Genomic DNA, 13,214 nt, shown 5'->3' with positions numbered 1-13,214 from the left:
ATCGTGCCCAGCAAATCTATCCCTAAGGAGGCAGATGTGGATATTATCAAGACCGATGTTGCCATCATCGGTGCCGGTGGCGGTGGCCTGCGTGCCGCAATCGCCATTGCAGAAGCCCACCCGGAGCTGGAGATCGCCCTGATTTCCAAGGTCTATCCGATGCGCAGCCATACCGTGGCCGCCGAAGGTGGCGCCGCAGGCGTCGTCCGTGATGACGACTCCCTGGAAAACCACTTCAACGACACCGTCTCCGGTGGTGACTGGTTGTGTGAGCAGGACGTAGTCGAGTACTTCGTCAACAACGCCACCAACGAGATGATCCAGCTGGAGCACTGGGGTTGCCCCTGGAGCCGCAAACCGGACGGCAAGGCCAACGTGCGCCGTTTCGGCGGGATGAAGATCCCCCGCACCTGGTTCGCCGCCGACAAGTCCGGCTTCCACATCCTGCACACCCTGTTCCAGACCTCCATCAAGTACCCGACCATCAAGCGCTTCGACGAGCACTTCTGTCTGGATCTCATCGTGGAAGATGGCCGCGTCCAGGGTGTCGTCACCTTTGACATCCAGAACGGCATCACCCGCTTCATCCAGGCCAAGTCCGTGGTGCTGGCCACCGGCGGCGCAGGTCGTGTCTATCGCTACAACACCAACGGCGGCATCGTCACCGGTGACGGCATGGCCCTGGCCTACCGCCACGGCGTACCGCTGCGGGACATGGAGTTCGTCCAGTATCACCCGACCGGTCTGCCGGGCACCGGCATCCTGATGACCGAAGGTTGTCGTGGTGAGGGTGGCATCCTGCTCAACAAGGATGGCTATCGCTACCTGCAAGATTACGGTCTGGGCCCGGAAACCCCGGTCGGCCAGCCGAAGAACAAGCACATGGAGCTGGGTCCGCGCGACCGTCTCTCCCAGGCCTTCTGGCAGGAGCAGCAAAAAGGCCGCGTGATCCAGGGCCCCATGGGCGATGTGGTTCACCTTGACCTGCGCCACCTTGGCGAGAAGTACCTGAAAGAGCGTCTGCCCTTTATCTGCGAACTGGCCAAGGCCTACGTGGGTGTGGATCCGGTCAAAGAGCCGATCCCGGTCCGTCCGACTGCCCACTACACCATGGGTGGCATCGAAACCGACGGCAAGTGCGCCACTCGTCTGGCCGGTCTCTATGCCGCTGGCGAATGTGCCTCCGTCGGTCTGCACGGCGCCAACCGTCTGGGTTCCAACTCCCTGTCCGAGATCGTGGTCTTCGGCAAGGTGGCCGGTGAGCAGGCAGCCGAGTTTGCCGCCACCCAGCAACATGGCAACACCCAGGCGCTGGTCGCCAAGGCCGAGGCGCTCATCAAGCAGCACCTCTCCCTGCTGGACATCGACGGCACCGAAAACCCGGCGGATATCCGCAACGAACTGGGCATGTCCATGGAAGCCGGTGTCGGTATCTACCGTACCGAAGAGCTGATGCAGGGCACCATCGACAAGATCAACGAGCTGAAAGCCCGTTACAAGAAGATCAAGATCAACGACAAGTCCTCGGTCTTCAACACCGACCTGCTGTACGCCATCGAGCTGGGCTACATGCTGGACGTGGCGGAAGCCATGGCGCACTCCGCCATCAACCGCAAAGAGTCCCGCGGTTCCCACCAGCGTCTGGACGGTTACGAGGAGCGCGATGACGTCAACTTCCTCAAGCACACTCTCTCCTTCTACAACGGCGAAGGGGCCCCGACCATCGACTATTCCGATGTGAAGATCACTAAATCCCAACCGGCCAAGCGCGTGTACGGTTCCGAGGGTGAGAAACAAGACGAGGCTAAGAAGAATGGCTGAGATGATCGAAATTGAAATCCTGCGCTACCGTCCCGAGCAGGATAACGAGCCCTGGATGCAGACCTTCCAGGTGCCCTACCTCAAAGAGATGTCCCTGCTGGATGCGCTGCAATACATCAAGGATCATCTGGACTCTACCTTGAGCTTCCGCTGGTCCTGCCGGATGGCGATCTGCGGCTCCTGCGGCATGATGGTCAACGGCATTCCGAAACTCGGTTGCAAGACCTTCCTGCGGGATTACCTGCCGGGCAAGATGACTATCGAGCCGCTCAACAACTTCCCCATCGAGCGCGATCTGGTGGTCGACATGTCCGACTTCATCGAGAAGCTGGAGAGCATCAAGCCCTACATCATCCCGTCCGAGCCGCGCAGCCTGTGCGACGGCGAGTACACCCAGACGCCGGCTGACATGGCGAAGTATCACCAGTTCTCCATGTGCATCAACTGCGGTCTGTGCTACGCGGCCTGCCCGCAATATGGCATCAACAAGAAGTTCACCGGTCCGGCGGCCCTGGCACTGGCCTACCGCTACAACGCCGACAACCGCGACAGCGCGTCCAGGGAGCGGATGAAGATCATCAGCCAGGACGAGGGCGTCTGGGGCTGTACCTTCGTGGGCTACTGCTCCGAAGTGTGCCCGAAAGGCGTGGATCCGGCCGCCGCCATCCAGCTTGGCAAGGTCGAGAGCGCCAAGGACTACATGATCGCCATGTTCAAGCCGGACTGAGACCAGGAGTGAGACCATGAACAACACTGAGAGCAAACGTAAGCCTTACGTGCGCGAGATGAAAAAAGACTGGTGGCTGAAGAATGCCTTCTACACCGGTTACATGATCCGCGAAGGCACCAGCATCTTCGTCTCCATCTACGCCGTCGTGCTGATGTGGGGTCTGCTGCGGCTGGTACAGGGTCAGGAGGCATTCAACGGCTGGCTGGAATCCCTGCAGAGCCCCATTGCCATCCTGTTCCACGTCATCGCCCTGGCAGCCTGCCTGTTCCACGCCAAGACCTGGTTCGCCCTGGCACCGAAAGCCATGCGCATCTTCCGTGGCGAAGACCTGGTGCCGGAGAAGCCGATCGTCATCGCCCAGTATGTGGCGCTGGCGGCGGTATCCCTGCTTGTCCTGATCATCGTGGCCTGAGGAGAAAACCATAAGACGTTCTGACGAACCCGGTTATTGGTGTCTGTTTGGTACCGGGCTCTCACTCAGAAACGTTGGCCACGATCACTCAATCATGATTTGAGGAAAAAATATGAGACGTTCTGACGAGCCAATTTACTGGGGTCTGTTTGGTGCGGGTGGCATGGTGGTTGCCATGCTGCTGCCGGTCATTGTCCTCATCACAGGTCTGCTGGTGCCCATGGGCATCATGGACGTGGAGACCATGAGCTACGAGCGCGTGCTGGCATTCGCCAGCTCCTGGTGGGGTGCCTGCATCCTGCTGGTGATCATCGCCCTGCCCGTCTGGCACGGCATGCACCGCATCTACCACGGCCTGCATGATCTGGGGATCCACACCACCAAGCTGCACCACTATGTGTTCTATGGCTTCGCCTTCCTGGTGTCCGCCATCACCGTCGGCCTGCTGATGGTGCTGGTGCTCCAGTAAGCACATCCTGACTGCATAACAAACCGGGCCCAGTGCCCGGTTTTTTTATTTGCGGTTTAATTCTGGCCTTCATCCACGTAGTTCCAGTGCGTGAATCTCTATGGTATTGACGGAGGTCTTAACATAGCCGACGCCAGGCTTACCAAGAATGGCCACCAGTAACCGACAAACCAATGCTTCCATTTGCAGTAGGGTGTTTTCCTGTTCTGCTGAGCGCAGGTTACCGTCGTAACTAGCAAATCCCAACGGCCCATCAAAGAATATGGCTTCGTGGAAAGTGTCATTACGGGCGACCGATAGCGATGAGGGCTCTGTTTTGCTGTTCTTAGCCCAATCAGGTACTGGCATACCAAATTTTTCACACATCCATTGAACACGTCCAGCATGAGAAATCTGGAGTTTTTTCGCTTCTTTGACTTCAACTAGCCTGAAACAAGCATCCAGTGCCATGTACAGGTACTGAAATCGCTCAAAAGAGAGATTCTGTGGATACTGCGCCAAAAACAAGGCATGGATGACAGCAGTCACCCGCTTAGGCGCACGAGCATCACCACGCTCCGATTCCAGATAGTCCAGCGCCAATTCGATGACATCGGCGATAGTGCTGCGACTCAGGATAAAATCAACGAGCTTTCCCGGCTGGATGGGGGTTGCATCGAGAAAGCCAGCCTCTGTTGTAGTTAGTCTCATACCGGTGAAAAAGGATAAGCACCACACCACAAAATCGAGTTCCTCTCTGTTTCTGCGCTCTGGAAGCGTCAGAACATGGGTTTTGGGAAGCCCAAAAACACGAACGTTATAAGGCATTGAACGAACATGTCCGCTCATGAATTCTCTATATTGCTGCGCCCCCGGATAGATCCAACCTTTGAGGACATTCGGGTCCCCTGATACGAGCGCCACAATGCGTTCATGTTCGGGAAGTGTTCTGATTGAGAATCTATCGGTCTCAATATCACAAAACTCTGGGTAGTAACCGAACTCTGCTGAAAGCCCGCAAAGTGCGGTATTAAGTCGTTGTCCTGTCACCATCCTAATATCTCTCACGATTTGAGCTTGTCGTTGTACGCTAACCAATTAGCGTACCAACACTTGAACAAGTACTTATTAATCCCCGTAAGTTTGACTACAGAGGCGACGATATCTCCTGCCACAGGGCCAGCAAGGGCGCAGGAATGGCGCCGTAGCGCAGGGTCGGTGTCTGGTGCCACTCCGCCAGCTTCTGGATGGCCTTGCCCAGATCCTGGGCCAGGGTCCGGGTCACCCTGACCCCGTCTTCCAGATAGAGGCTCTTGACCTCGAACACCCCCTCCTTGCGATGGGCCTTGGCGTCCATCCTGCCCACCAGCTTGCCGCGATGCAGCAACGGCAGCACGAAATAACCGTACTGGCGCTTGGGGGCCGGGGTATAGCACTCGATGCGATAGTCAAAGCCAAACAACTCGCTGGCCCGCTTGCGATCCCACACCAGCGGGTCAAAGGGCGAGAGCACGGCGGTGTGGCTCGCCTTGAGGGTGCCCGCCTGGGCCCGGACCAGCTCATCGGCCAGGGAGGCGTGAACGAAGGCTCCGTGCTGCCACCCCTCCACTCGTACCGGCAACAGCTCCCCCTCGTCCGCCAGCTGGTGGAGCAGGGCGTCGTATTTCCCCCGTTTAAGGCGATAGTAATCCGCCACCCAGCCGGTCTTGACCAACCCCAGCGCCCGGCAACTGGCTCGCACCATGTCCCGCCGGGCGAGATCAGGACTCGGCAGATCCCGCTCGTCATTCCACTCCGGCATGACCCGCTCGGCGAGATCGTAGACACGCTGGAAATTGCGCCGTTCGCGCACCATCAGCTGGCCTGCGGTAAACAGCACCTCCAGGTGGCGCTTTTCGGGCTTCCAGTCCCACCAGCCGTTGCCCTTGTCCCCCTTGCGCTCGAAGTCTGCCGCCCGCACCGGGCCATCCTGGCGAATGCGCTCGACTATCTGCGCTATCTCGCCGCCGTGGGTCTTGAGCCACTGGGCGGAGAACTTCCAGCCCATGGCGGCGGGATCCAGCATGCGATGGCGCAGCAGCCGGTAATCTTCCCGGGGGACGAAACAGGCCTCGTGGGCCCAGTATTCGAAGAGATCACCATCGGCCAGCAGTTGTTCCAGCCAGCGCGGATCGTAGTGGCCAAGGCGGCTGAACAGCACCAGATAGGGGCTGCGGGCCACCACGGAGATGGTGTCTATCTGCAGCAACGCCATGCGGCGAATGCAGGCGAGCAGGTCGGCGGGGGTTACTCTGGCGCGGCGCGGGGTCAGCAGCCCCTGGGCCGCCAGTTGCAGGTGGCGGGCGTCTTGCAATGAGAGGTGGGGGATCGACATGGAGATAGGGGCATCCGTTCCTGGGTATCAGGCCACCAGCATGCCCAACTCATGGCCAAATGAAAACGCCCGGCTCAGGGTTTGGTGAACACCGCCACATCCGCATGAGGAAACTCGACCTCTGCCTGCCAGCGGACCGCCAGGGCACGGAACGAGGCCTCGGCGAAGAAGACGATATGGGTGGGATCGTGGCGATAGCGCCAGGTCTTGAAGCGCTCGTCCCCCAGCACCCGCTGGGTCTGCAACACCAGCACCCCGCCGGGCTTGAGACAGCCCCAGAGCGTGTCCAGCACGGCGCGGGGGGTGGCGATGTGCTCTATCACCTCGGTGCTGGTGATGAAGTCGTATTGCCTTGTCAGGCACTCGGGGTCGTCGGCATAGAACTTGTCGTAGCCCGCCATCTCGAAGCCCGCCTCCCGCCCCATGGCGATGAGGGCAGGCCCGGGGCCGCAGCCAAAATCGAGGCCGCTGGCAGGAGGCAACACCCGGGCCAGCACCTCGCCAAAGGCGCGCATCAGAAAGGCCCGGTAGCGGGGATCGTCCACCCGGTTGTCGTGCCCGTCATAGACCGCTTTCTCGGCCCCCTCGTCCAGGTGGTCCGCCTCGTCCATCCAGACCAGCTCGCACGCCAGGCAGCGGTAATAGCCCTTGCCCGCCACCGGCAGGGCATGGTGCCGAGGGGAGAGACACAGGGGACAGTGAACAGGGGATGACATGGCAGCTCCTCGGGTGGCGACAGCGGGGCAGATTGCCTGCCACGCCCGCTGCTGGCAACTGTTTTGTCTGGTGCCCCCATCGCCCCCCATTCACCCCCCGCCAGTTTTTTTCGTCTTTTTTTGCGCCTTAAGGGTTTCTTAAGTTTGCCCTTTTACTCTCATCCCATCGCAAGAGAAGGAGCCAACCATGACCATCGAGATCCAAGCCCCCTACCGGTTGATCCTGGCCGAATCCCCGCAGCAGGTCATGGCGCTGCAAACCTATATCCAGGCCGCCTACACCCTCGAGTTCAACGCCCGCATTCCCCATTTCCTGCCCTGCCTGCTCGGGCTCTACCGGGCTGATGGCGTGCTGGTCGGTGCCTGCGGCCTCAATCAGGCCTGCCATGGCGAGCACGAGCAACCGCTCTATCTGGAGCAATATCTGGAGCAGCCTGTCGAGGCCGCCATCGAGACCCGTCTCGGGGTCCGTCCGGCCCGCCACCGCATCATCGAAGTGGGCAATCTTGCTTGCAGCGAACCGGGTCACGCCCGCCTGATGTTTGCCGCGCTGTGTCGTCTGCTGTGTGATAACGCCCTGGACTACGTGGTGTTCACCGGCACCGCCAAGCTGCGCAACAGCTTTACCCGCCTGCGTCTCAACCCGGTTGAGCTGGCCCCCGCCCAGGCCCATCAGGTGGGAGAGGATGCCAGTGCCTGGGGCGAATACTACCGCTGCCAGCCCAAGGTGATGGCAGGCGACATCAACCAGGGGCGCGAGGTGCTCGCACAAAGCAGCCTGCTGCTCAACCTGCTGGGGCCCATGCCCCGCCTTTTTAACCATGCCGACATCGACAGGAGGTGCGCGCAATGACGCTGTTCGACACCATCGCCCACCATGCCAGCCAGACCCCGCACCAGCCTGCGCTGCTAGGCAGCCAGGGTGAGCTGGATTACCAGAGCCTGTGGCAGCAGATCCAGCAACTGGCAGGAGTGCTGCAAGGGGCCGGCATCCGCCGCCTGGCCCTGCAACTCGACAACGGCCTGCCCTGGGCACTGATCGATCTCGCCTGCACCTGGGCCGGCATCGTGGTCATCCCGGTTCCCCACTTCTTCAGTCCGGCGCAGCAGACGTGGCTGCTGGAAAGCAGCGGAGCCGACGCCCTGGTCGGCCCGGAGCACCAGGGGTGGCAGGCCGCCTCGCCCCTCGTGCTCATGGCAGGCAGGCCCGATGAACAGGCCGTGCCCCTGTGGCGCCGCCTCCCGGCCCGCCTCCCCGAGCTGCCGGCGGGCACCGCCAAGATCACCTATACCTCTGGCACCACGGGGCAACCCAAGGGCGTCTGCCTGTCGCTGGAACAGATGACGGCGGTCTGCGGATCCCTTGCCCTGCGGGTGGCCCCTGCCCGGGTTGAGAAGCACCTGACCCTGCTGCCCCTCACCACCTTGCTGGAGAACCTGACCGGCTTGTATGTACCGCTGCTGACCGGCGCCTGCAGCCGCATCCCTTCCCTGGGGGAACTCGGCTTCTCGGGCTCCAGCAAGCTGGATCCTGCAGCCCTGGCCCAGGCACTGCTGCGCTGGCCCAGCCACAGCCTGGTGCTGGTACCCGAGTTGCTGCGCCTGCTGCTGGCCCTGTGCCTCAATACCCCTGCCCTGGCGACACAGCTCGGCACCCTGCGCTTCGTCGCCGTGGGCGGCGGCAAGGTCGCCCCCGAACTCATCGCTCACGCCCGTGCGGCGGGGCTGCCGGTCTACGAGGGATACGGTCTCTCCGAATGCGGCTCCGTGGTCGCCCTGAACGGCCCACACGGGGATCGTCCCGGCAGCGTCGGCCTGCCCCTGCCTCACTGCCAGGTGACGATCGCCGCAGACGGCGAAGTCATGGTCAGCGGCAGCGCCATGCTGGGCTACCTGGGGGAAGAGGGCGAGACGGGCAGCCAGATCGCCACAGGGGATCTGGGTCGGATCGACGAGGAGGGCTACCTGCACATCACGGGGCGCAAGAAGAACGTGCAGATCACCGCCTTTGGCCGCAACTTCTCCCCGGAGTGGGTGGAAGCCCAGGCCCAGATCTGCCCGGCCATCGCCCGCATCGTCATCTTCGGTGACGGTCAGCCCGCCAACGTGGCCCTTATCCAGCCGCTGCCGGGCAGCCAGTCCCAATTGCCAGAGCAGATTGCCCGGCTCAACCAGCAGTTGCCCGATTACGCCCGCATCCATCACTGGTTGCCGGTCGCCCTGGATCAGCTCCCCGGCCTGCTGACGGCCAACGGGCGCCCCCGTCGCAACGAGATTTATCACCATTTTTCCCGGCAGATCAGCCAATGCCTCACAGGAGAGACCTCATGAGCTTCTACCAGACCCTGCAACAAGCCACCGCCTGCGAGCGCGAACGCCTGTTCAACGCCCCCATCATCGAGGCCTGCCGCCGCGGCGACATCAGCCGTGACACCTACCTCGCCTTCCTGGCACAGGCCTACTACCACGTGCGCCACACGGTGCCGCTCCTGATGGCCACCGGCGGCAAGCTGGGGCAGGAGTACGAATGGGTGCGTGGCGCCATCAGGGAGTACATCGACGAGGAGTACGGCCATCAGGAGTGGATCCTGAACGACATCCGTGCCTGCGGCGGTGATGCCGAGGCGGTGCGCCACGGCCAGCCGGGCCTGCCCATCGAGTTAATGGTGGCCTTCCTCTACGACCAGATCCAGCGCGGCAACCCCATGGGCTTCTTCGGCATGGTGCAGGTGCTGGAAGGCACCAGCGTCGCCATCGCCCTGACCGTCGCCGACCAGCTCAAGAGCGGTCTGGGTCTGCCGCCCCAGGCCATGAGCTACCTGAGCTCCCACGGGGCCCTGGACCAGGAGCACCTCAAGTTCTTCGAATCCCTGATGAACCGGGTGGAAGATGCTGCCGATCAGGCCGCCATCATTCACGCCGCCAAGGTGGTCTACCGCCTCTATGGCGACATGCTCTATCAGCTCACGGGATCCTGCCAATGAAGCTTGAAGGCAAACGCATACTGCTGACTGGCGCCAGTGGCGGCATTGGTGAAGCCCTGGCCCATGAACTGGCGGCCCAGGGTGCCCATCTGCTGCTGCACGGTCGTCGGGCCAGCGCCCTGGAGCGCCTGCGCCGGGAGCTGCCTCATCCGGATCGCCACCAGACGGTGACGGCCGATCTCGGCTCTCCCCATGAGCGGGCGCAGCTACTGCAACATCCGGCCCTGGACGAGGGGCTGGACGTGCTCATCAACAGTGCGGGCTGCAACCAGTTCGCCTGGCTGGAAGATCAGAGCAGCGAGCAGGTGACACGCCAGTTGCTGCTCAACGTCGAGGCGCCCATCCAGCTCACCCGGGCCCTGCTGCCCCGGCTGCGCAAGCCCGCCATCATCATGAACATCGGCTCCAGCCTCGGGGCCATCGGTTTTGCCGGCTACAGCGTCTATTGCGCCAGCAAGTTCGCCATGCGCGGCTTCAGCGAGTCCCTGGGGCGGGAGCTGGAGGGAACCGGCATCAAGGTGCTGCACTTTGCCCCCCGTGCCACCCGCACCCACCTCAACTCCGAGGCGGCCTATGCCATGAATGCCGAGCTCGGCACCCGGACCGACAGCCCACAGGACGTGGCCGAGGAGGCCGTCATCGCCCTGTGCAACGAGACACGCCGCCGCTGGCTCGGCTGGCCGGAAAAGCTTTTTGTGCGGCTCAACGGCCTGCTGCCCGCCTTGGTGGACATGGCCCTGGCCAAGCAGCGCCCGATCATCGAGCGCCACGCCCGCCGCACCGCCTCCCCAGCCCCCGATCACAGGAGCGATCCCGCCTGTGCGACAAACGAGAAGGAACATTGAGATGAAGCACGCCACTTTCCGTCCCCGATTTGGTCACGGCCCCCTGTTGCTCGCCCTGGGAGGCCTGCTGGCAAGCGGTCTGGCCCAGGCCGCCGATGCCCTGCCCACCATTCAGCAGGAGTGGGCCCACTGCCAGTACCAGCAGACCGGAAAAGCCAAGGAGAGCTGCCTGGAGAACCTGAGTGCCAAGGCCGATGAGGCGAGCGCCAAGGAGGCATTTCGCACCGATCTGCTGATCTGGTCCGCCATCGTCAAGAGCACCTGGGCGGGGGCCAAGGGCGGCCTCGGCGCCCTGAGCCTGGTGAAGGAGGCCAAGGCCAAGCTCGAGATCGCCATCAAGCAGGATCCCAAGGCGCTGGAAGGCTCGGCCTACACCAGCCTGGGCTCCCTCTACTACCAGGTGCCGGGCTGGCCGGTGGGCTTTGGAGACGACGAGAAGGCGGAGAAGCTGCTCAAGCAGGCGCTGGCCATCAATCCCACCGGCATCGACCCCAACTTCTTCTACGGCGACTTCCTGCTGGATCAGGGTGACAAGGCACAGGCGAAGGTCTATCTGGACAAGGCCCTGGCCGCCCCGGCGCGCCCTGGCCGCGAGGTGGCGGACGAGGGCCGCAGAATGGAAATTCGCGAGCGTCTCGCCAAGCTGTAAACACAAGCAGCACAGTGCGCTATTTCAACTCTGCCCACCAGCTTGCATACTGGTGGGCAGTGTCGTTTGAGGGAGAGAACAATGCGGATCCTGTTGGTGGAAGATGATGTGATGCTGGGAGACGGCATGGTGGATGCCCTGCGCAGCAGCGGCTACACGGTGGACTGGCTCCAGCAGGGGATGCCGGCCCTCTCGGCGCTCAAGAGCGAGGAATTTGCCGCCCTTGTCCTGGATCTCAACCTGCCGGACATCGACGGCATCAGCCTGCTGCGCAAGTTGCGCCGGGAGGGGCAGACCCTGCCCGTGCTCATCCTGACCGCCCGTGATGCCCTGGACGACCGGGTGCTGGGGCTGGATGCAGGCTCCGACGACTACATGGTCAAACCCTTCGCCCTGCAGGAGCTCAACGCCCGGCTGCGCGCCCTGGTGCGGCGCAGCAAGGGGCAGGCCCAGGCGGTGCTGGAGTACGGGGAGCTGCAGCTCTTCCCCGCGTCACAACAGGTCACCTATCGGGGCGAGCCGGTCAAGCTCACCCCCCACGAGTACAAGCTGTTGCAGGAGCTCATCACCCAGAGCGGCCGGGTATTGAGCCGGGATCAACTGCAACAGAGCCTCTACGGCTGGGACGAGGGGGCAGAGAGCAACGCGGTGGAGGTGCACATTCACCATCTGCGCAAGAAATTCTTCCCCGAGCTCATCCGCAACATTCGCGGCGTCGGTTACATCGTGCCCCAGCTCGACGTCCAGGGCGCAAGAGGAGCCTCCGCCCCATGAGCCGTGTCCGTTCCATCCGCCGTTTCCTGCTCTCCGGCATCCTGGCCCTGGTCAGCCTCAGCCTCGCCATCAGCGGCCTTATCGGCTACCTGCAGGCCAACCACGAAATGGAAGAGCTGTTTGATGCCCGTCTCGCCCAGTCCGCCCGCATCACCAACCAGTTGCTCAGCCGCTATCTCAAGCAGAGCGGCGAGCTGCCGCGCAACGGCACCGTATACCAGGAGTGGGTGCAGGCCGTCCCCGAGACGCCCCACATCGAGAAGGGCGGCTTCTTCCAGTTCGGCCAGGACAACGAGTTCACCCCCTATGGCCATGAATTCGAACACAACCTCTACTTCCAGTTGCTGAGCGAGCAGGGCGCCGTGCTGCTGCGCTCGCCCAATGCCCCGGCCCAACCGTTGACCACCCTGGAGCGGGGCTTCAACAGCGAGACCAAGGATCACCACGAGTGGCGCACCTTTACCCTCTACAACGAAGGTGAACAGACCTGGCTCATCGTGGCGGAGCGGGATGACGAACGCAGCGAACTGGCCAGCAAGATGGCCACCCTCACCATGCTGCCCCTCTTCATCACCCTGCCCTTCCTGCTCGGTCTGCTGTGGTGGCTGATCACCCGGGGACTGTCACCGCTGCACCAGCTGGCGCAAGCCATTGGCGAGCGTCATCCCGCCAACCTGAGCCCCCTCAATCTCGCCATCAAGGCCGAGGAGCTGACGCCGCTGGTGGGGGAGATCAACCGGCTGATGCACGCCCTCGCTGACACCCTGGATCGGGAGAAACAGTTCACCAACGAGGCCGCCCACGAGCTGCGCACCCCCCTCGCGGTACTGCGCATCCACAGCGAGAACGCCATGACGGCCGAGGATGATCAGAGCCGGGAGCAGGCCCTGCGCAAGATGCTCTTGGCCCTCGATCGCAGCGATCGGCTGATCCGCCAGTTGCTGACCCAGGCCCGCATCGACAACCAGCAGAGCCCGGCCCTCACCGCCCTCCCCCTGCACCCCCTGTTGCAGAGCACCCTGGCGACCCTGGCCCCCATCGCCCTGAAAAAGGATCAACAGCTGTCCCTGGAGGGCGCCGAACAGGTGCAGGTAATGGGACAGGCGATGTTGCTGGAGCTGATGTTCGGCAACCTCATCGACAATGCGCTGCGCTACACCCAGGTGGGCGGCGAGGTCGCCGTGGTGGTGAGCCAGGTGGGCAACCGGATCCGGGTGGATGTGCGGGACAACGGCCCCGGCATCCCCACCGCCGCCCTCTCCCGGTTGTGCGAGCGCTTCTTCCGGGTCAATCCCCAGCAGGGGGATGGCGTGGGCCTTGGCATGGCCATCGTCTCGCGCATCGCCCAGCTTCACGGAGCGGATCTCGACATTCACAATCGGCCTGAAGGGGGGGTCGAAGTGAGCGTGCTGCTGCCCGCCTCGCGCCAGGCATGACGGGTCAGCCTTTGCGCACGCCATG

Annotated in this window: 14 protein-coding genes; 11 read left to right on the top strand and 3 right to left on the bottom strand. The window is 62.7% G+C overall.

Annotated features, from left to right (window positions below):
- Positions 1–36: 36 nt before the first annotated feature.
- From frdA to frdD, 4 genes are all read left to right on the top strand, one after another.
- Entirely contained in the window at positions 37–1,821 is a 1,785-nt protein-coding gene (gene frdA / locus BGO64_RS08050) for a fumarate reductase (quinol) flavoprotein subunit (protein ID WP_010673806.1), read from the top strand.
- Positions 1,814–2,548, top strand: a complete 735-nt coding sequence (locus tag BGO64_RS08045; protein ID WP_042065016.1) for a succinate dehydrogenase/fumarate reductase iron-sulfur subunit — start codon at positions 1,814–1,816, stop codon at positions 2,546–2,548. The genes frdA and BGO64_RS08045 overlap by 8 nt, the downstream gene beginning before the upstream one ends.
- Positions 2,549–2,564: 16 nt before the next feature.
- The gene (locus tag BGO64_RS08040; protein WP_010673804.1) at positions 2,565–2,963 is read left to right on the top strand and encodes a fumarate reductase subunit C; all 399 of its coding nucleotides are present in this window, start codon (positions 2,565–2,567) and stop codon (positions 2,961–2,963) included.
- Positions 2,964–3,075: 112 nt separating this feature from the next.
- On the top strand, positions 3,076–3,432 hold the full coding sequence (gene frdD, locus BGO64_RS08035; RefSeq protein ID WP_010673803.1) for a fumarate reductase subunit FrdD: 357 nt from the start codon (positions 3,076–3,078) through the stop codon (positions 3,430–3,432).
- Between the two features lie 69 nt (positions 3,433–3,501).
- Here the strand turns inward: frdD and BGO64_RS08030 are convergent, their stop codons facing one another.
- From BGO64_RS08030 to BGO64_RS08020, 3 genes are all read right to left on the bottom strand, one after another.
- Positions 3,502–4,464 (bottom strand): hypothetical protein, encoded by a 963-nt coding sequence (locus BGO64_RS08030; RefSeq protein WP_201955593.1) that lies wholly within the window; start codon positions 4,462–4,464, stop codon positions 3,502–3,504.
- Between the two features lie 94 nt (positions 4,465–4,558).
- Positions 4,559–5,785: a winged helix-turn-helix domain-containing protein gene (locus tag BGO64_RS08025; RefSeq protein WP_286700434.1), complete on the bottom strand. Its 1,227-nt coding sequence runs from the start codon at positions 5,783–5,785 to the stop codon at positions 4,559–4,561.
- Between the two features lie 74 nt (positions 5,786–5,859).
- Positions 5,860–6,501: a class I SAM-dependent methyltransferase gene (locus BGO64_RS08020; RefSeq protein ID WP_103243584.1), complete on the bottom strand. Its 642-nt coding sequence runs from the start codon at positions 6,499–6,501 to the stop codon at positions 5,860–5,862.
- Between the two features lie 187 nt (positions 6,502–6,688).
- Here BGO64_RS08020 and BGO64_RS08015 point away from each other — a divergent pair, with 187 nt between their 5' ends.
- From BGO64_RS08015 to BGO64_RS07985, 7 genes are all read left to right on the top strand, one after another.
- The gene (locus BGO64_RS08015; RefSeq protein WP_042014526.1) at positions 6,689–7,354 is read left to right on the top strand and encodes a thermostable hemolysin; all 666 of its coding nucleotides are present in this window, start codon (positions 6,689–6,691) and stop codon (positions 7,352–7,354) included.
- Positions 7,351–8,832, top strand: coding sequence for an AMP-binding protein (locus BGO64_RS08010; protein WP_286700433.1), 1,482 nt, complete (start codon positions 7,351–7,353; stop codon positions 8,830–8,832). The genes BGO64_RS08015 and BGO64_RS08010 overlap by 4 nt, the downstream gene beginning before the upstream one ends.
- The gene (locus BGO64_RS08005) at positions 8,829–9,485 is read left to right on the top strand and encodes an iron-containing redox enzyme family protein (protein ID WP_039039563.1); all 657 of its coding nucleotides are present in this window, start codon (positions 8,829–8,831) and stop codon (positions 9,483–9,485) included. The genes BGO64_RS08010 and BGO64_RS08005 overlap by 4 nt, the downstream gene beginning before the upstream one ends.
- Complete coding sequence (locus tag BGO64_RS08000; RefSeq protein WP_039039562.1) at positions 9,482–10,330, top strand: SDR family oxidoreductase; 849 nt, start codon at positions 9,482–9,484, stop codon at positions 10,328–10,330. The genes BGO64_RS08005 and BGO64_RS08000 overlap by 4 nt, the downstream gene beginning before the upstream one ends.
- A gap of 1 nt (position 10,331) precedes the next feature.
- Positions 10,332–10,979 carry a tetratricopeptide repeat protein gene (locus BGO64_RS07995; RefSeq protein ID WP_286700432.1) on the top strand — a complete coding sequence of 216 codons (648 nt, stop codon included), beginning with the start codon at positions 10,332–10,334 and terminating at the stop codon, positions 10,977–10,979.
- An 81-nt stretch (positions 10,980–11,060) separates the two neighbouring features.
- Positions 11,061–11,753: a response regulator gene (locus tag BGO64_RS07990; protein ID WP_041215642.1), complete on the top strand. Its 693-nt coding sequence runs from the start codon at positions 11,061–11,063 to the stop codon at positions 11,751–11,753.
- Positions 11,750–13,189 carry an ATP-binding protein gene (locus BGO64_RS07985; protein WP_286700431.1) on the top strand — a complete coding sequence of 480 codons (1,440 nt, stop codon included), beginning with the start codon at positions 11,750–11,752 and terminating at the stop codon, positions 13,187–13,189. Before BGO64_RS07990 ends, BGO64_RS07985 begins: the two co-directional genes overlap by 4 nt.
- Positions 13,190–13,214: the final 25 nt, after the last annotated feature.

Source organism: Aeromonas sp. 62-46 (genome assembly GCF_001898585.1).
GTDB lineage: Bacteria > Pseudomonadota > Gammaproteobacteria > Enterobacterales > Aeromonadaceae > Aeromonas > Aeromonas caviae.
This window is presented reverse-complemented; position numbering and strand designations above follow the sequence as displayed.